This window comes from Iodidimonas gelatinilytica (genome assembly GCF_008579125.1).
GTDB classification, from domain to species: domain Bacteria; phylum Pseudomonadota; class Alphaproteobacteria; order Sphingomonadales; family Rhodothalassiaceae; genus Iodidimonas; species Iodidimonas muriae.
Genome location: NZ_BKCL01000006.1, coordinates 101,486 through 118,493 on the forward strand (window position 1 = coordinate 101,486; position 17,008 = coordinate 118,493).

Annotated in this window: 17 protein-coding genes; 6 read left to right on the forward strand and 11 right to left on the reverse strand. The window is 52.8% G+C overall.

The genetic code is table 11. From position 1 onward, the window contains the following. Window positions 1-187: 187 nt before the first annotated feature. Window positions 188-358 carry a hypothetical protein gene (locus JCM17844_RS15015; RefSeq protein ID WP_210431741.1) on the reverse strand — a complete coding sequence of 57 codons (171 nt, stop codon included), beginning with the start codon at window positions 356-358 and terminating at the stop codon, window positions 188-190. A 173-nt stretch (window positions 359-531) separates the two neighbouring features. Then, a complete protein-coding gene (locus JCM17844_RS09650) occupies window positions 532-3,714 on the reverse strand; it encodes a TonB-dependent receptor (RefSeq protein ID WP_210431742.1) in 3,183 nt (1,060 codons plus the stop codon). 445 nt (window positions 3,715-4,159) lie between these two features. Here JCM17844_RS09650 and JCM17844_RS09655 point away from each other — a divergent pair, with 445 nt between their 5' ends. Further along, entirely contained in the window at window positions 4,160-6,367 is a 2,208-nt protein-coding gene (locus JCM17844_RS09655; protein WP_371864755.1) for a copper-transporting P-type ATPase, read from the forward strand. 6 nt (window positions 6,368-6,373) lie between these two features. Here JCM17844_RS09655 and JCM17844_RS09660 read toward each other — a convergent pair whose 3' ends face one another. Genes JCM17844_RS09660 through JCM17844_RS09675 form a run of 4 tightly spaced genes read right to left on the reverse strand, consistent with a single transcriptional unit; the run spans window position 6,374 to window position 8,222 of the window. Then, window positions 6,374-6,787: a hypothetical protein gene (locus JCM17844_RS09660; protein WP_210431743.1), complete on the reverse strand. Its 414-nt coding sequence runs from the start codon at window positions 6,785-6,787 to the stop codon at window positions 6,374-6,376. Then, window positions 6,774-6,989, reverse strand: coding sequence for a GDCCVxC domain-containing (seleno)protein (locus JCM17844_RS16900; RefSeq protein ID WP_150000761.1), 216 nt, complete (start codon window positions 6,987-6,989; stop codon window positions 6,774-6,776). The genes JCM17844_RS09660 and JCM17844_RS16900 overlap by 14 nt, the downstream gene beginning before the upstream one ends. Beyond that, window positions 6,986-7,291 (reverse strand): heavy-metal-associated domain-containing protein, encoded by a 306-nt coding sequence (locus tag JCM17844_RS09670; RefSeq protein WP_210431744.1) that lies wholly within the window; start codon window positions 7,289-7,291, stop codon window positions 6,986-6,988. The genes JCM17844_RS16900 and JCM17844_RS09670 overlap by 4 nt, the downstream gene beginning before the upstream one ends. Window positions 7,292-7,307: 16 nt before the next feature. Then, window positions 7,308-8,222, reverse strand: a complete 915-nt coding sequence (locus JCM17844_RS09675) for a transporter (protein ID WP_150000763.1) — start codon at window positions 8,220-8,222, stop codon at window positions 7,308-7,310. 100 nt (window positions 8,223-8,322) lie between these two features. Between JCM17844_RS09675 and JCM17844_RS09680 the strand changes: the two genes are divergently transcribed. The 4 genes from JCM17844_RS09680 to JCM17844_RS09695 all read left to right on the forward strand — a co-directional run bounded on the left by JCM17844_RS09680 (window position 8,323) and on the right by JCM17844_RS09695 (window position 10,512). Further along, complete coding sequence (locus tag JCM17844_RS09680; RefSeq protein WP_150000764.1) at window positions 8,323-8,724, forward strand: MerR family transcriptional regulator; 402 nt, start codon at window positions 8,323-8,325, stop codon at window positions 8,722-8,724. Between the two features lie 125 nt (window positions 8,725-8,849). Continuing rightward, window positions 8,850-9,275: a DUF5602 domain-containing protein gene (locus tag JCM17844_RS09685; protein ID WP_150000765.1), complete on the forward strand. Its 426-nt coding sequence runs from the start codon at window positions 8,850-8,852 to the stop codon at window positions 9,273-9,275. Beyond that, window positions 9,272-9,793, forward strand: a complete 522-nt coding sequence (locus tag JCM17844_RS09690; protein WP_150000766.1) for a plastocyanin/azurin family copper-binding protein — start codon at window positions 9,272-9,274, stop codon at window positions 9,791-9,793. The genes JCM17844_RS09685 and JCM17844_RS09690 overlap by 4 nt, the downstream gene beginning before the upstream one ends. Then, on the forward strand, window positions 9,790-10,512 hold the full coding sequence (locus JCM17844_RS09695; protein WP_150000767.1) for an RNA polymerase sigma factor: 723 nt from the start codon (window positions 9,790-9,792) through the stop codon (window positions 10,510-10,512). The genes JCM17844_RS09690 and JCM17844_RS09695 overlap by 4 nt, the downstream gene beginning before the upstream one ends. A 56-nt stretch (window positions 10,513-10,568) precedes the next feature. On the opposite strand, the gene JCM17844_RS09700 is transcribed toward JCM17844_RS09695, so the two are convergent. Beyond that, window positions 10,569-11,108 (reverse strand): hypothetical protein, encoded by a 540-nt coding sequence (locus tag JCM17844_RS09700; RefSeq protein WP_150000768.1) that lies wholly within the window; start codon window positions 11,106-11,108, stop codon window positions 10,569-10,571. A gap of 244 nt (window positions 11,109-11,352) precedes the next feature. Here JCM17844_RS09700 and JCM17844_RS09705 point away from each other — a divergent pair, with 244 nt between their 5' ends. Further along, the gene (locus tag JCM17844_RS09705; RefSeq protein ID WP_150000769.1) at window positions 11,353-11,982 is read left to right on the forward strand and encodes a glutathione S-transferase family protein; all 630 of its coding nucleotides are present in this window, start codon (window positions 11,353-11,355) and stop codon (window positions 11,980-11,982) included. 9 nt (window positions 11,983-11,991) lie between these two features. On the opposite strand, the gene JCM17844_RS09710 is transcribed toward JCM17844_RS09705, so the two are convergent. From JCM17844_RS09710 to JCM17844_RS16635, 4 genes are read right to left on the reverse strand one after another with little or no spacing between them, the layout of a single operon-like run. Continuing rightward, window positions 11,992-13,854 (reverse strand): hydantoinase B/oxoprolinase family protein, encoded by a 1,863-nt coding sequence (locus JCM17844_RS09710; RefSeq protein WP_150000770.1) that lies wholly within the window; start codon window positions 13,852-13,854, stop codon window positions 11,992-11,994. Between the two features lie 36 nt (window positions 13,855-13,890). After that, the gene (locus JCM17844_RS09715; protein ID WP_150000771.1) at window positions 13,891-15,942 is read right to left on the reverse strand and encodes a hydantoinase/oxoprolinase family protein; all 2,052 of its coding nucleotides are present in this window, start codon (window positions 15,940-15,942) and stop codon (window positions 13,891-13,893) included. After that, window positions 15,939-16,622, reverse strand: coding sequence for a hydroxymethylglutaryl-CoA lyase-like TIM-barrel protein (locus JCM17844_RS09720; protein WP_210431745.1), 684 nt, complete (start codon window positions 16,620-16,622; stop codon window positions 15,939-15,941). The genes JCM17844_RS09715 and JCM17844_RS09720 overlap by 4 nt, the downstream gene beginning before the upstream one ends. Beyond that, a complete protein-coding gene (locus JCM17844_RS16635; protein ID WP_210431746.1) occupies window positions 16,511-16,891 on the reverse strand; it encodes a hydroxymethylglutaryl-CoA lyase-like TIM-barrel protein in 381 nt (126 codons plus the stop codon). Before JCM17844_RS16635 ends, JCM17844_RS09720 begins: the two co-directional genes overlap by 112 nt. Window positions 16,892-17,008: the final 117 nt, after the last annotated feature.

A 17,008-nucleotide genomic window follows, 5' to 3' on the forward strand; every position in this document is an offset into this window, starting at 1 on the left:
CATCAACACAAGAGTGAACCAGACATATTATGAAGCCAGCACATAGCCGTCCTCCTCATGGTTGGCGACACAAGGCCTCATCAAACAGTCGCCACACAGCACCATTGAGGTGCGAACGACAAAGTCGTCTGCGGCATGGTGCAGAATACGGCACTATTCTAGCGCCAGCGCAGAACCCTATGCGAGATTAGCTCCGACAGATATCCGAGATATTCCAGCCATCATGCTTGCTCTTCCATTCAGAAAAGATGCTTTCCTCGATACCGCAAGTAGCATCCGGCACCGGCAGCACCTCGTCACTTGCCCCTCCCAGCGGCACCCGGATGACCTGTTCCTCGCCGAACCTGCTCTTCTTCACAGAATCACACTCTTTCCAGCTAAACTTATTTCCACATAGTGAAAATCGCCTCCGGCAACTCACCGCCTAACATCCACAAAATTACCACATAAAAAAACGGACCAACCTCTCGGTCAGTCCGTCTTTTCTCATTTATCTCAACGAGTATTCACTCGTCCATTCAAGTCCGAATTTTAGAATTCGATACGGGCACTCAAGCGAACAGTACGTGCCTGAATGAAGCCCGTCGGATCACCGAATGTCGAACGCACCTGACCGGAATCGAACTCACCAAACTCTTGCAAGTCGGTAACATCGTTCGAGTCAAAGATATTGAACACGTCAATACGGAACTCAGGCGCAACGCCATTGGGGAGGAAATCCACATCAGGCTTGAACACTGCAGATACATCGAGTTGCTTGGTCCAGCCGCTCTCAAGAACAGAACCACGCGGGGTTAAGCGCGACTCTACATCTGCATTGGGCCGGTTATTTTCGTCCAACTTACAGAAGAACGAGGCCGCACCGAACTGAGCAGCAATTCCATCTGTCGGATGGACACCCTGACAGCCAAATCCACGTCCGGATTGGACGGTAAGATTCGCACCGAATGTCAATTGCTCCGTCGCAGCATAACTACCGAATGCTTTGATCGTATGTCGACGATCATTTGGCAGGCGCCCTTTTGCGCCATCCGTCAAACCGGTGGTGTCAAAGTCCTGAGTCAGGCCGGTATCACCTTGGCCATTATCAGATTTGACGCCGCCCTCGGTATTACCGCTAGACCGAGCAAGCACATAAGACCCCTGGAAGGACCAGCCGTCAACAAACGCACGTTCCCAGGTCAATTCAAGAGCTTTGTACTTACGGGAGATTTTCGGAACACCGATCTGCTCTGCCGTCAAAGTGGCTTCGACCAGGCCATCACCATCGGCATCACCGCCAAGGAAAGCGACCATGTCTGCAGGTGCAAGATCCGTCCGGACGTCAAGCGTGACATCACTGCCGGGATTGAAAAGTGCGAAAGTCTGGAAGCCAGTGAAGGCAGCTGCCGCTGCATCAACATCAAGACCATTGTCCGCAGCAAACTGACGGAACCCGGCATCCATTGACCCATCTTCAAGGCCCTGACCAAGATCGCGATACACCCCACGCACACCAAAGGTCCAGTTGCTACCGACCGAGAAGTCGTAACCAAGGGAGTATTCAATCTGGCGTTGGTTTTCCAGATCTTTATCGACCAGCGTTGATGCTGGCTGAACACCCGGAGGTGAAACGATGTCACGACCGATGAATTCACCGATTGCAGCATCCACATTTGCCGGATCGATCGTATCGGATACGAGACGGAAGAAGTCTTCGTTAAAGATTTCCTCACCAGCAAGGCGAATATTCGTGTTGTTGGCAATGGCAAAGTGGGTCTTACCAACAAAGCCATATACACGGCTCCGGCCTTCATCCAGTTCATAAGTAAAGCCGGTACGGAAATCGAACCCACCGTTGAACTCAGCGAACGGTTCCCCATTCACATTCTTGGATGTCTGGTCTTCGAGACGGAAACCGACATTCAATGTCAGGTTTTCGATCGGAGTCTGCCAACGATCCTGAATGTAGTAACCTTTCAGAACCGATTCAAACGATCCACCAGTCGTTCTGAAGTCCTGACGAATAACAGGAGCACTCAGATCCACTCCGGTGTCGCTGATCCCGTCGCCATTGGCGTCGAAACGGCCAAGGCCGCTTCCGTCAGCGAAAACAACATATCGGAAACCACCAGAGAATGACGTCTGTTCCGCAGATTTACGAACTTCCCGGTCGAATCCAATCCGGAATTGGTGATCACCGAAGAAGTCATTGACGGTGATATCCGCATCGGCACGCCACATACGACGATTATCATTGTTAATGGCATCAACAATCGAACCACCGGTATTACCTGTAACGATATTCGTGCCGGACCGCAGGTCGTTGATCTGAGGGATGTCGGAAACGTTCGACAAATCACGTCCGCGGCTGTCACTTTCACCGAACAAGCCGGAAATGCTCAACCAGTCGCGGATCACGCCGGTATATTTGAGAATATCCGTTGTACCACCACGTTCGAAAGTCTGGGTAACGGTATCGGCTTCGCGATCGATTGTCCCGGTATCACGATCAAACGGCTGAATGGAGTCAACGATATCCCGTTTGTCATCAATATGGGTATAGGTGAAGGTATGATACCCGAACATATCGTTGTCTAACAATATGCCGTCGATATTGATCCCCCAGACCGGATCATCATCCTTGCGATCTGTGAAAGCACTATTGGAGAAATCTTCCAGATCATTATCGCGGAAGCTCACAAGACCATAGAACCAGAGACGGTCTTTGATAAGCGGACCGCTAATCCATGTATTGATTTCGGTTTCTGTCAATTTATCGCTTGAGCGGAACCCGTCCGTGGTGTCTCTTTTCTTGGAATTGCTTCTCAGCCCTTCCGGCGTATAGAAAGCATTCGCACCCACATGGAAGTCGTTGGTCCCCTTACGTGTAACGAGGTTAACAACACTCCCGGTCGTGCGACCGAATTCAGCCTGGAAGCCAGTGGTTTTGATATCAACTTGCTGGAAGAACTCGAACGGAATGGTGTTCATCAGGCCGATGAAATCACGGGTATCCGTTGCGTTATAACCGTTCACATAGAAAAGGTTTTCAGCAACCGAGGAACCAGCAAGAGACGGCTGATTACCAAAGGCCGAGTCACCAGAGCTCGCTCCGGGAGCCAGCAGCGCGATATCAGAAACGGTGCGCTGCAAAGGAACACGAGCGACGAGATCATCGGTATTAACAACGATGCCGCCTTCTTGCCCAAGAAAGTCTTTCCGGCTCGATGTTGCACGCGTTCCGACAACAATAATTTCTTCAAGACCTGCAGCCTCGACCTCGGATGTGGCAACGGTGAAGTTCAGCCGCTGAACCGAACCAGCCGGGATCCGGATTTCATCAGACGGATCTTCGCCAAAAGGCGCATCGACCACCACTTTATATTGGGCGATCGGCAAGCGGGCGAAATTAAACCGGCCCTCTGCATCGGTCGTGCTGGTCGAGTCAAAACCGGTTTGGTCGTTTGAAATGGTCACAGCGATACCTGAAACGGGATTACCCGCTGTATCAGTAACCACACCAACAAGCTGACCAGTCGTAAAATCCTGCGCGACCGCCGCTGGCGTCATCACAGTTGAAGCGAGCAATGCCGTCAGAGTTGCGGCCGGCGCAAAAGAGCCGAGCGCCACCAGACCGGTCACCCCAGCAGCAGAGATAGCACGTGCACGCTGGCGAAAAACCGATGGCTTACGCGACTGCAGAGAGCCACGCCCTTTGGATTTTGTGATCATAGTCCGATCCCCATTTCGCATTTGTTCCCTTTCAGTCTGAAATGATAGTTATTCAGAGAGGTTTTCATTCTTGCGGGCCGTTAGGCTGCCTAGCGTCACTAAATCTTAGCGATGGGCAAGAGCAAGGAATAAATGGGAAGTTATATAACTGCGCTCGATAAATAGAATTATATGTTGCGGAAAAAACACACTTGGAATGCCTTCGTTCATGCAATCTGATAATTACACATCTTTTGCGCGCAATTCTACTCAAAGCACTAAACTTATGTGCATATCAGAAACGTATTTTTACAGACTCATGAAGAATATTTTCAAAACCAAATGGTCTTTCCAAAACGGCTTGCCCTCACACAAAAATCCAAAAAAATATGTAAATACAAACGGCATCACGGCCGCCACGTTGTATTTGTCACTGAAAGAACGCATATGACGTGTGATCCGCACGATGTACCATCACCGGGAGCATTTCATGGCCCAAGATTGCTGTTCATCCCACACCTCCTCGAAAAGTGTTGCAAAGGCGTCTCCCGGCGCGGTGCACACCTGCCCCATGCATCCGGAAATCGAACAGATTGGCCCCGGCGACTGCCCCATTTGCGGCATGGCGCTGGAGCCAAAGGATGCGACAACCATCAGCGATGAACCGAACCCGGAACTGGTCGATTTCAAGCACCGTTTTCTTCTTGGCCTTGTCTTGATTATCCCCTTGATGATCCTGTCCATGGGACCGATGCTGGGGCTGCCCGTGCACCATTGGATCGGCGCACGCACGGCTTTATGGGGGGAACTGGTCCTAAGCACACCGGTGATCTTGTATTCCGGATGCCCCTTTCTGGTGCGCGGCGTAAAATCCTTTAAAACCTTTAATCTCAATATGTTCAGTCTGATTGGCATGGGGGTTTTGGCGGCCTATCTGTTCAGTCTGGTGGCGGTCATTGCCCCGCAGATTTTCCCCGAAGGCTTCCGCAATGCCAAGGGCGCTGTGGGGGTTTATTTTGAAGCCGGGGCAACCATCGTGGTGCTGGTGCTTTTGGGGCAAATATTGGAGCTTCAAGCCCGCGACCGCACGGGCGATGCCATCCGCTCACTTTTGGGTCTGGCCGCAAAAACAGCACGGATCATTTACTCCAATGGCCAGGAAGGGGATGTGCCCATTGAGGACGTCGCGGTAGGACACCATATCCGCGTGCGTCCCGGCGAGAAAATCCCGGTGGATGGTGTTGTGACCGAAGGCCGCTCGTCGGTGGATGAGTCGATGATTTCCGGTGAACCGATTCCGGTGGAAAAAACCGTAGGGGATCAGGTTACCGGAGCCACGCTGAATGGCACCGGCACTTTGGTGATCGAGGCAAAACGGGTTGGTGCCGATACCACCTTGAGCCACATCGTGGAAATGGTGGCCTCGGCGCAGCGGTCCCGCGCCCCCATCCAAAAGCTGGCAGATGCAGTGGCCGGAAAATTCGTGCCCACCGTGATCGCCATAGCCATTCTTTCCTTCATCGTCTGGGCGATCTGGGGGCCGGAACCGTCTTATGCCTATGCACTGGTGTCGGCCATTGCGGTGTTGATCATCGCCTGCCCTTGTGCACTTGGTCTTGCAACCCCCATGTCGATCATGACCGCCACCGGACGCGGCGCGCAAATGGGCGTGCTTATCAAAAATGCTGAGGCATTGGAGCGTTTTGCCAAGGTAGACACACTGATTGTGGACAAAACCGGCACCCTGACAGAAGGCAAGCCCAAGCTGGCCAGCATCACAACGGCAAAGGCTTGGCAGAAAAATGACGTGTTGTGCCTTGCCGCCAGTCTTGAGCGGGGGTCAGAGCATCCCCTTGCCGAAGCCATTTTGGCAGGTGCAACAGAGCGTGGACTTGATACATCACCCGTCAGCGATTTCGAGGCGATTACCGGGAAAGGCGTGCGGGGCATGGTGAACGGAAAGGCTGTAGCTCTGGGCAATGCGGCTCTGATGGCCGAGCTCGGGCTTCGCTCCGAGTCTTTGGAACAGGCCGCCAATAAACACCGCGACAATGGTGAAACGGTGATGTTCTTGGCGGTTGAAGAAACCATTGTCGGGCTGGTTTCCGTGGCAGACCCCATCAAGGAAACCACCTCGGAAGCGCTCAAGGCTCTTCGTAAATTGGGGTTTCGCATTGTCATGGCCACAGGCGATAATGACCGCACGGCAAGGGCTGTGGCTTCAAAGCTGGATATTGATGAAATTCGCGCCGATGTTCTGCCCGCTGACAAGGCGCAGATCATCAAGGACATGCAGGCCCACGGGCACCGCGTTGCCATGGCGGGTGATGGGGTAAACGATGCTCCGGCTTTGGCACAGGCAGATGTGGGGATCGCCATGGGTACAGGCGCCGATGTAGCCATTGAAAGCGCCGGATTCACGCTGGTGAAGGGCGATCTGGGCGGCATCGTTCGGGCGCGCAGGCTTTCCTTGGCCACCATGCGCAATATCAAGCAGAACCTGTTCTTTGCGTTAATTTATAATGGTGCTGGCATTCCCCTTGCAGCCGGGCTGTTATATCCATTATTCGGATTTTTGCTGTCACCGATTTTTGCCGCAGCGGCCATGAGCCTGTCTTCGGTATCGGTGATCGGCAATGCCTTGCGGCTACGCACCGTGCGCCTTGATACGTGAAGAATGCTAAAAAACACCAAGCCATAGGGCAATGGGAAGCAACAGATAGGCTGTAAAGAAGCTGATGCCCCACAAAGCGACCGAGCCGAAAAACAATCGCCGGTTCCACTTATCAGCGGACTGACAAGCCTTGGCCAGATCCGGATCGGCAGGGCACGCCCGGCCAGGCCGAAACAACGCCCAGGCCGCCGCCAACAGCACCAGCGCCGTTAGCGCGAAGGTCCATTCCTTGTGCAGCCCCAAGGAAGAAAGAAATGGTACAGTGCTGTATAGGCTGGCAACCGTTGCCCCCAAACCAAGGCTCACCAGAACAATGGGGATCACACAACACACCAATGTAGTGGTGCTGCTGAGCAGGATCAGCCAGCCCCATTTTCGCGGCCTTGCCATTTTGCCGGCGTCCATATCAGGCGCACCCATTGGTACACTCCTTCTCTTGCTGGATTGGTGGGCATGCCACCGATCCATAAGAGCAAAACACGCAGCAATCACCTGCTTTCGGACGCAACAAACTATTGCAATTGCTGCACTCATAAAAGAACAGGCAGGCATCTTCCGGCATCGGTTCCGCTTTTTCAAAACCGCACGCCGGGCAAGTGAGCACAGACTGCCGTTCGATCATGCCGTACAGGCTCCGGTTTCTTCCTTGCCGCGATAGGTAAAGCCTTTTTCCTTGAACAATTCGAGCAGTTGTTCATCGGTGAAGGTTACTTTTTCATCATCGGCGCACACGGTGATCGTGCCATCGCGCAGGCTGGATTTCACCGATTTCACCCCGTCGATTTTCTTCAGGGCCTTTTCAGATGTCGCTACACAAAACGGGCAGGTAATCCCGTCGATATGCAGCACATATTGCGCGTCCTTGGCAACGGCAGGGATGGCGGCCAATAAAAGCGCACCCAACACAAATCCAAATTTTCTCATCTGTTTTTTCCTTGTTTCAAAGATTGATCCGAATACCGATGCGCACAGAAAAATCTTGCCTGAGATTGCTGCCATTGGTGCTTTGGGCCACGGGGATTTGCACCGCCCCTTCCAGCATCCAAAGCCTGCGGGCATATTGCAGCCCCGGCGTTAGAAAAAGCGTTTCACCGCCGCTATCGGGGTCGATCACCCCGTTCATCCGGGTGCGCCCCTCATGGCGGTAATTCACTTCCAGCCCGCCGAACAAAAAGCCCTTGGTATAGGCCGATAGCTCTCGTGGATAAACGCGGCGATAAAAGGCCGCATCGGCTTTGAACACATCGCCTTTGTTGATGCCATTGGCCTTGGTGTTTTCCTGCCAGAAAATCTGGCCATCGATATTCATATCCAAAGATGCCCAGGAAACAACGGCCCCCGCCAACCCATCCACAGAGCCGGACCCGGGCTGAAGACCCGGTGGAAGTTGTCCCAAACTATCGCGTTTGCGGTTTTCCCCGGTGGGAAACTCTATCCCAAAAAACGGAGCAACCCGAAAAGCCCCACCGGAAAAATCATGGCGATAGGCGGTATAACGGGCAAATACCTGCACATCGCCCAAGCCATCGGCCTCTCTGCCGAGGCCAGATGCCGTGTCAACATCACGCCGCAACCAGGATGCAGAGCCAAATAACGCCAAATCCGGCGACAGGCCATACCCCAGCAAAGCCACATCCCGAAGGTCCGAAAGCCCGGTCCCGTTCCGGCTCGCCTCGCTGTATATAAGCTGATTGCGTAAAACAAACGCCCCTTTGCCAACGGGCAAAGCCGTATTGAACGTAACGGGCGCGGCAAAAGCAGCGCCGCAGCCGAACAGCACAAGGCCGCCCGCGAAACCGAAGAGACGGTGCGGCAATCGCTTGATTTTAAACGCAGAAGAAACAGCAATGGCCACGAACGATACCCTTTTGAACGACTCATTGAAGAGGCAGCCTAATCCCTGTAGTAACTACAGGTTCAAGACTTAAATTCGTATAAGGGAAAAGGATCGGCAAATGGCAGCGCAGCGAGCAACCATTGGTGCCTTGGCCAAAGCCACCGGCATAAAAATCGAAACCATCCGTTATTATGAACGGATCAAGCTGATCCCCTCACCGCCGCGCAGTGAAGGCGGGCAGCGGATCTATGAAGAAGATGACCGAAAGCGACTGGCCTTTATAAAACGGTGCCGAGAATTGGGATTTTCATTGGATGATGTACGGACATTATTGGACCTTCGGCAAAATGACAATCGCACCTGCCGCGAGGTCAAAGAAAAAACCACCACGCATCTTCGGACCGTCCGCACAAAAATCGCCGATCTCAAACGCATGGAACGGGCGTTAAACACCCTCGCCCAAAGCTGCGAGGGTGGCGACGACACCCATTGCCCAATTCTGGAACAGCTTTTTGCATGAGCGGAACAATCGCCACACGACCCGCCCTTTTCTCTTTTTCTTAAAAATCGGGAACATTTTCGGCTGTCCGGCATCCAATGAATATCCCGCGCCCAAAAGCGCTTTATGGAACCGGAGGACTGGAGATGAAAAAAGCCTTATCGTTAGCCAGCGCATTGTTGGCGAGTGTCAGTCTGACAGCATTCGCTGGAAGTGCTGATAAATCCATTGTGAAATCCCCTCCCGCCTCGCCTTATCAGCAGGTAAGCAAATTGGTGCCGTTGCCCGATTTTCTGCCAGGTATGGGGCAGTTGTTTGTTGATCCGGCCACCCTTCCCGCCGGGCCATTTCTTGCTTATGACCATGATAAAAAGCTGGTCAGCACGATTTATATGGTGCCTTTGAAAGACATCAATCCAGACAACAGCTTCGACAATCTTAGTGCCCCCGGCGGCAATGTGGACCACGTAGATGTGTATTACAATGCCGGGCATCCCGGTGTTGGCGAACCTCACGCGCATATCGTGATGTGGCATATCCCTGCCGACAAAGAATCTCGCGTGGCGAAATGAGCATTCCCCGGCGCACAGTGCTTTTGGCGGCAGGGGTCATCGCTCCCGTCCTCATCGTGCCGTCTCGGCTTTTGCGCGCTGGGGCCGCCATTGAGGTTGCCATGCAAGGTAACCTCAATGGCGGATATGTCTGGTTTGATCCCATTGGCCTTCACATAATGCCGGGCCAAACCGTTCGCTGGATCAACCACGACCCGGGCAATGCCCACACCGCAACGGCCTATCACCCGACAAATTTCCAACGTCCGCAGCGCATCCCTGAAACCGCGCAGCCATGGGATTCCGACTATCTCATGCCTGGCGAGACATTCTCTTTCACTTTCGAAAAAGAAGGCGTCTACGATTATTTCTGCGTTCCCCATGAACAAGCTGGAATGGTGGGGCGCATTGTCGTTGGTACACCGAAAGACGTGACTTGGAAGAATGATGCGGACCTTCCAAAAGCCGCCCTTGATGCCTTCCCTAGCGTGCACGATATTTTGGCGCGAGGAAGAATCCATGCGGAATCTGCGCAATGAGATTAGCCAAGCGCAGTGGATTGGGTGCAGCGCAAAGTACTTCGGATGATGCACTTTTAGCCCGAGTGCAACATGGTGATGAACGGGCCGTTCGGACTCTTATCACTCGGTATAATCAGCAACTTTTTCGCGTTGCACGCGGTATTTTGCGCAACGATTCGGAAGCCGAAGACATTGTACAAGAAACCTATTTACGTGCTTTTACACGACTTGAAGACTTCCGCCATGAGTCTGCTTTTTCCACATGGTTAACCCATATCGCCCTCAATCAAGCTTCAAATCGTTTACGAAAAAATCGCCGTCGCAAAGCTCAGTTATCACAATTGGCAGAAGAAACCCGTACCCCTTCAGGAGCGACACTGGTCGTGTTTCCCACGTCCCCTCCTCCTACCAGCCCCGAAGCACAGGCTGTCCGTCATGAAATCCAGAAAATTCTAGAAACGGCCGTAGACAATTTACGCACGCCCCTACGGATGGTTTTCATTTTGCGCGACATTGAGGGGATGAGTACAAATGAGACCGCCGAGCTGCTTTCAATTCGCCCAGAAACAGTAAAAACACGGCTATATCGCGCTCGGCAATGGATGCGTAGCACTTTGGAACGCTCCTTTGCACCCTGCTTTCAAGATATGCTCCCCTTTGAGGATGAACAATGCCTTGGCATGGCGGATCGCGTTATAATCACCCTTGCTCAGCGCCTGAGTAACGCGAAAAATTAGTCGGCAATCTAATCGCATTTAATACCTGACTAAGTAGAATAAACGGCGACCAAGTCTTATTCCGTGCTCAAAATACGCGCAATAAAGGTCTTGATATTTTCCCTGATAGATCCTTCATTTGCCAATCTCAAGCGTTTAACCCCATAAATGGACTCCCCTAAAGATGCCGTATAGGGGGTTGAAATCTCTTCTTCAAAGATCAAATTTCCAGAGCTTTTTTCGGTGATGAGATAGCTTATATCTGATGTAACGGTATAATTGAATCCGATAGACGGTTGTTTCACTTTCGCAAGAATCGCGCGTAATTCATATTTTGCTTGTTCCGGTGTTTCCGCTATTAATCCGCTATGCTTTAGCGAATCCGTCAACGCTCCATGAAAGGCATCTGAATCAATTTCAGACGTCCAAAGCGGGTTTGTCTCTTCGCCCCCGGAAACGGAAGTGATCATCAGGGATTGTGAAAAGCGGCTGTTTTCTGCCTCTTTCACAAGCGCGCTTTGGTCGACAATCATATTTTGTTTTTGCGCGGGGGACGCGCAGCCTGCCATTAGAAAAACGAAGAAACTAAAGACAAGCCTTGAAGCATATTCACGCATTTTATGTCCCCATGCCCACACTGCTTTGCAGCGTTTTTGCTTCGCGCAGATTTCAATTTATTCAAAAATAATAGTCTCCTCCAATTATTAGAATATTTTTTAGAGCATCTTCAATCTTCTTTTATTTGCCGCGCCACGCCCCCTCAATTCCTACCGAACGGCACCAGAGAAAAGAGCTTGTTATAAACATGAATATAATCTGTGATGAAAGTCCGCACTTAGAAGAAAGGAGCCCCAGCCTGCTATGCTTGTTCTTCATGCTCATCCCTCATCTTCCCTAGCGCTTAAATTGCGCAAAATTCTCGCGCTGAAAGGCTGCGCTTATGGATTGACCGAGAATGGAGACCCCTTCGACAAGGGCGAAGCTGGCATTTATATCCAATGGGGTCGGCGTTTTTTTAGCGGGGCGCAATTGGCCACGCTGGCTTTAGAAGCTGCCAGTCCGGAGCCGACATTGTTCCCCAATGGTAATAACGGCATGCCTTTGGCGCTTGGCTTTTGGAGCGCCCATGCGATACGGGCTAGCAAACAAAACTCTGAAACTCTTTTGGCCCATGCTCAACTTTTGGCGCGACAACTTGCCGATGGCCGACCCTTTTTACAAGGTACCCGCCCCGGCCTTGCCGACGTGGAGGGGTGGTTTTTTCTCACATCCTGTCCAGCTATAAGAAGGCCAGACGCGCACTTGGCTGCGTGGCATCGAAGAGTTCATGCACTCGGACTTGGCGCGGCGCAAACAATGACTCTCACCGATTGCGCCGCGATACCGGAAGAAAAGGCCGCCCAAACACTAAAGCTTGGCCCATTGGCACGCGATGAACGCTTTGATCACCCGGTTCTAGGAACGGGAAATCTCGCCTATCCGCTATTATAATCCCCTTCCCTAAAGGCTTTTCTGGCGGGGTGGCCGGGGGGCAGCAAGCCCGGTTTCCTCAAGTGCATTCTTCCTCAGCTCTTCGATGGGCGGACCAAAGTCGAACACCGGAATGTCTTCACGGTTGGCTTGCATATCAGCGCGCAACGCATTGGTAGCCGCTTCATCCACTTTACCGGCATCATCCAACACCACACCATAACGCTTGGCCCCTTCACGACTTACCAGTCCGCGCTTGTATTCAAGGGCCAGAAGGTCCGCATCCCGCTCCAGAGGGTCGCCCCAACCGCCACCGCCCCAGGTGATATAGTGGAGTTGGTCGCCATCATGAACCTTTAGATCGTCGATCTTATTTCCGATCACCGTGCGGGTGCCCTCGGCACGTTCAAGGATCTTGCGGGCACGCTTGCCCGGTGTTCCGCCATTGACGCCCCAAGGATGAATGAACCAGCGATCATCATGAATAGAAATGGTGCCTTCGCTCAGGAAACAATAGGTCATGATGATACCATTTCCTCCCCGGTGCTTGCCTGCACCACCGCTGTCGATCTCGGTTTCATAACGCTCGATACGCATAGGGTAATAACGTTCCAGAAATTCGTTCGGAACATTGGTGAAGCCCGGCCATAAAGAATGTCCATCAGGACCATCACCAAAGGGCCGCCCCGGAATACCGCCAAAGCCAATCTGGAAAAGCTGAAACCAGCTCCCATCGGGATTATACCCGGAAAACATCAGATGCGGGCTGGAGGAAAAGCCCGCAGCATTAAGAAACTGCGGCTGTCTTTGCCCCAAAAGTCCGCCCAAAATATCAAAAATCCGGCCCAAGGCATGCGTGCGGCAAGACAGCGCCGCGGGGAATTTCGGTTTTAAAAGCGAGCCATCAGGGATCCGCACATCCACCAGTGGATAAAAGCCATCGTTGAACAGGATCTGCGGATCGAACACCATGATCATATAGATGCCAAAAAACATCTTGAACATGTTTTCATTCATATAAAAGTTGATCGAACTTTCCGATTGTGGGTCGGTGCCATCAAAATCGAGGATCACCCGATTTCCTTCACGCCACATGGTGCAATGAATCTTATAGGGACCAAATCCCCTGCCATCGTCGCAAATATAATCGGTAAAGCTCAGCTTCTCTTCCGAAACCGTCGTCTGGATAAGCTGCTCCATGGCCCGATAATTGCGCGCCAGCAATTCCTCATTGGCGGCAACAAACACATCATCGCCAAACCGCGCGCACATTTCATGCACCCGCCGTTCAGCAGCGCGACAAGCCGCCAAAAGAGCGTTCAAATCCGATCGGCACCATTCGGGCATACGCACCTGATGCAGAACCAGATTGAGAATTTCCTCTTGAAATTCGCCTTTTTTATAAAGCTTCACAGGCGGAATACGGATGCCTTCTTGAAAGATCGATCCACCATCCGTAGGGAGCGATCCAGGCACCTTCCCCCCCACATCGGTTTGATGTCCGAAATGAGAGGCCCATGCGACCAACCGTCCATCGCGGAAAATAGGCAGCAAAATCAACCAGTCATTATTATGGCTCACCGCCCCTTCACAAGAATAGGGATCCGAGAGCCAGATCACATCGCCATCTTCAATATCCCCCTCAAAGCCATTGAGGAATCCCTGAATAAAGCTGCCAAACTGCCCAACCACCATGCGGCCTTTACGGTCCGCAATCAGCGGAAAGGAATCGCCCTGTTCACGGATGCCGGGGCTCATGGCCGTGCGATACACCGTCGCGTCCATTTCGTTACGCGCATTTTTGAGCGCATTTTCAACGATATCCAATGTGATGGGATCCACCTCACAGGGATTGAAAGGCGTCAGATTGGTTTCCACGATACGTGCTGTCATAAAAAATCTCCGAATTATCTGGGCTTGCCGAGCCGATCAGGCCTGCACGATCAGGATATTGCCGTGATCGTCGATGTCCGCGACGCAGCCATCATGAAGCAAGGTGGTGGAATCCATCTCGATAATAACAGCGGGACCAACGATATGATCTCCTGCCCGCAATCGGTCACGGGCGTAGATTGCCGCCGCTTTTTCCTCGCCCCCCATATACACTTTGTGGTCACGCAATTTGGCCCCTGAAGGATCACCATTCCCTGAAGGAATGACCCCAGGTTTCAACTCACCAGAAGGACCAAGGGCTGTTACCCGCACATTCACCAGCTCGCGCGGCACATCCAGATTGAAGGTAAACAACCGCTTATGTTCGGTGTCGAAGCTTTGGATCAGTGTTGCAAGACCGGTTCCCTTACGGAAGGTTTCCGCCTCGATTGCAAGGGGCACCTCAAAGGCCTGACCGCGATATCGCACGTCTATTTCATAGCGCAAGATGATATCCGACTGCGCAATATCTTCCGCAATCAGATCTGCCGTAACTTCCGAGCCAATTTCATCAAGTAGAGCCGCAATTTCTTCGTCGCTGGTTTGATCATTGGTCCGATTGAAACTGCGCTGTGTTTCCGCCCGAAGCCGCGTGGTGGCATCGCCATAAGCGCACAGAACGCCGGGGCTTGGCGGAATCACCACAGGCCAAGAGCCCATGAGAAGTCCCAAGGCATTGGCGTGCAAAGGACCCGCGCCACCAAAGGCCATCAACGCAAAATCACGCGGATCATAACCTTGCTGCACCGAAACCAGTCGCAAAGCCCCGAACATATGCTCATTCACAATATCGATGATACCTTCGGCTGCTTTTTCCACCGAAATATCAAGCGCATCGGCCACGGATTTCACAGCAAGCCACGCGCCTTTTCGGTCCAACTCCATATCGCCGCCCAAAAGGCTTTCCGGCAGATATCCCAACACCACATTGGCATCGGTTACAGTGGGGAGCTTTCCTCCTCGCCCATAAGCCGCAGGGCCAGGAAGAGCGCCGGCACTTTCCGGGCCAACCCGCAGGGCTTTTGTCAATTCCGGCACATGGGCGATCGACCCACCGCCCGCGCCTACCGTACGAATATCGAGAGAACTGGCGCGTACCGTCAGATCTCCAACCGATGTTTCACGGCGCAAACGCGGTTCGCCATTTTCAATCAGCGCCACATCCGTAGATGTGCCCCCCATATCCAATGTCAGCAAATTATTGATCCCGGCATTGCGCGCCACCCATAACGCACCGGCAACACCGCCTGCGGGACCAGACATCAGCAAGCTCACCGGCGCTTCCCGAGATTTCTCCGCAGACATCAGTCCACCATCGGAACGCAGCAGATTAAGCTGGCCGCTCATGCCCCATTCCACAAGGGACTCACGCAGATGCTGCACATAACGGGCCACCACCGGACGCACCGCGGAATTGGCAACCGTCGTAAGCGTGCGCTCATATTCCTGCATTTCAGGTAAAATATCGGCAGAGATGGTCACCGGAATATCAGGAAAAACGTCCGCGCAGATTGCAGCGACCCGCCGTTCATGGACGTCATTCACATAGCTGTTGATCAAGCAAACGGTTAGCGCCTCAATGCCTTCTGTCTTCAATGCCTCCAACCGCTGGCGCAGGGTCGTTTCATCAAGCTCGCGCACGATCGATCCGTCGGCCCCGATCCGTTCCGGGGCTTCAATGGTACATTCCAAAGCCGCCATCGGTTCGGGCTTGGGCCACACAATCCAGCCCGCAAGACCGCCGGGCACAAAGGACCGGGCAATTTGCAGAATTTGTCGATAACCTTGGGTAACCACCAGCCCCACACGGGCTCCCTTGCCTTCAAGAACGGCATTGGTAGCAACCGTCGTGCCGTGGAAGAAATAGTTCACATCTTCAGGATTCACGCCCACTTCTTCACATACTTTGCGCGCGCCATTGATCACCGCACGGGACGGGTCATCGGGCGTAGAAGGCACCTTCCCACGCCATGTTTTACCTGATGCATCCTCAACCACCAATACGTCGGTAAAAGTTCCCCCGACATCGACACCCAGCCGGTAGCTCATCTGACACTCCTCCGCTGCTTTTGTTCCTCATGGGCGGGGAAAATACCTGCCCGCGATACTTGCGCCGGCAAGGTCCGGCCCAAGAGACCACCCAGCCATATTGTAGTTTCAATCAATTTGTTCAGATCAATGGACGACGCCACACCGGATCGTTGCAGCAAATAGACAAGATCTTCCGTAGCGATATTGCCGGTAGCCGCAGGGGCAAAAGGACATCCCCCAACCCCACCGATGGAGGCATCCAGCCTATCCACCCCCGCTTCATAAGCGGACCAGGCATTGGCAATGCCGGTATTGCGCGTGTTGTGAAAATGCGCCCGTAAAGGAATATGCCCAACGGCCTCTCGCACCCGTCCCACAAGATCGCTTACCTGCGATGGGACCGCCACACCGATGGTGTCGGCCAGTGCAATTTCGTCAGGTTCGGCTTCGGCCACGCGCTTGGCCATATCCACAACATGCACCGGGTCCACCTCACCTTCAAACGGACACCCAAACACTGCTGATAATGTTACTTGTGCACTCATCGCTTCCTGCTTGGCGCGGCGGATCATGTCACAAGCCAGCATCACGCTTTCCATGCAGGTTTGCCTTTGATTTTTCCCCGCAAAGGTATCGGTGGCAACAGCGACGCAGCCAATATCATCAATAGAAGCACCCTCGGCTTCCCGCGTGGCCAAAGCCCGAAGAAATCCACGTTCATTGAGCACAAGCCCAATATAGCTGACATCATCCGAACAGGGAGAGCAGCCACCACGGCTTCAGCATCTGCCATTTGCGGCACCGCCTTTGGATGAACAAAGCTGGCCACTTCTATCCGTTTCACGCCAGCGTCAATCAAGCGGTTTATCAGGGCCACTTTATCCGCCGTTCCTACCGCCACAGTTTCATTCTGCAGGCCATCACGCGGCCCCACATCAATAAGTGTGACGGGCTTTCTGACTGACATAAAAGAATTCTCCTGCTTCCCTTGTGAGTCCGTTTAATTGTATGCAATAAGAAAAATCAATTGTATACAGTTATCCGACGTGGTTGTGTATAAATTTGGCATTGCAGGTCAGGAGAG

Excerpts from the sequence above, each read along its gene's own strand:
- JCM17844_RS09650 (WP_210431742.1), bottom strand. The coding sequence starts at position 3,714 with ATGATCACAAAATCCAAAGGGCGTGGCTCTCTGCAGTCGCGTAAGCCA.
- JCM17844_RS09655 (WP_371864755.1), top strand. The coding sequence starts at position 4,160 with ATGTACCATCACCGGGAGCATTTCATGGCCCAAGATTGCTGTTCATCC.
- JCM17844_RS09660 (WP_210431743.1), bottom strand. The coding sequence starts at position 6,787 with ATGGGTGCGCCTGATATGGACGCCGGCAAAATGGCAAGGCCGCGAAAA.
- JCM17844_RS16900 (WP_150000761.1), bottom strand. The coding sequence starts at position 6,989 with ATGATCGAACGGCAGTCTGTGCTCACTTGCCCGGCGTGCGGTTTTGAA.
- JCM17844_RS09670 (WP_210431744.1), bottom strand. The coding sequence starts at position 7,291 with ATGAGAAAATTTGGATTTGTGTTGGGTGCGCTTTTATTGGCCGCCATC.
- JCM17844_RS09680 (WP_150000764.1), top strand. The coding sequence starts at position 8,323 with ATGGCAGCGCAGCGAGCAACCATTGGTGCCTTGGCCAAAGCCACCGGC.
- JCM17844_RS09685 (WP_150000765.1), top strand. The coding sequence starts at position 8,850 with ATGAAAAAAGCCTTATCGTTAGCCAGCGCATTGTTGGCGAGTGTCAGT.
- JCM17844_RS09690 (WP_150000766.1), top strand. The coding sequence starts at position 9,272 with ATGAGCATTCCCCGGCGCACAGTGCTTTTGGCGGCAGGGGTCATCGCT.
- JCM17844_RS09695 (WP_150000767.1), top strand. The coding sequence starts at position 9,790 with ATGAGATTAGCCAAGCGCAGTGGATTGGGTGCAGCGCAAAGTACTTCG.
- JCM17844_RS09700 (WP_150000768.1), bottom strand. The coding sequence starts at position 11,108 with ATGCGTGAATATGCTTCAAGGCTTGTCTTTAGTTTCTTCGTTTTTCTA.
- JCM17844_RS09705 (WP_150000769.1), top strand. The coding sequence starts at position 11,353 with ATGCTTGTTCTTCATGCTCATCCCTCATCTTCCCTAGCGCTTAAATTG.
- JCM17844_RS09710 (WP_150000770.1), bottom strand. The coding sequence starts at position 13,854 with ATGACAGCACGTATCGTGGAAACCAATCTGACGCCTTTCAATCCCTGT.
- JCM17844_RS09715 (WP_150000771.1), bottom strand. The coding sequence starts at position 15,942 with ATGAGCTACCGGCTGGGTGTCGATGTCGGGGGAACTTTTACCGACGTA.
- JCM17844_RS16635 (WP_210431746.1), bottom strand. The coding sequence starts at position 16,891 with ATGTCAGTCAGAAAGCCCGTCACACTTATTGATGTGGGGCCGCGTGAT.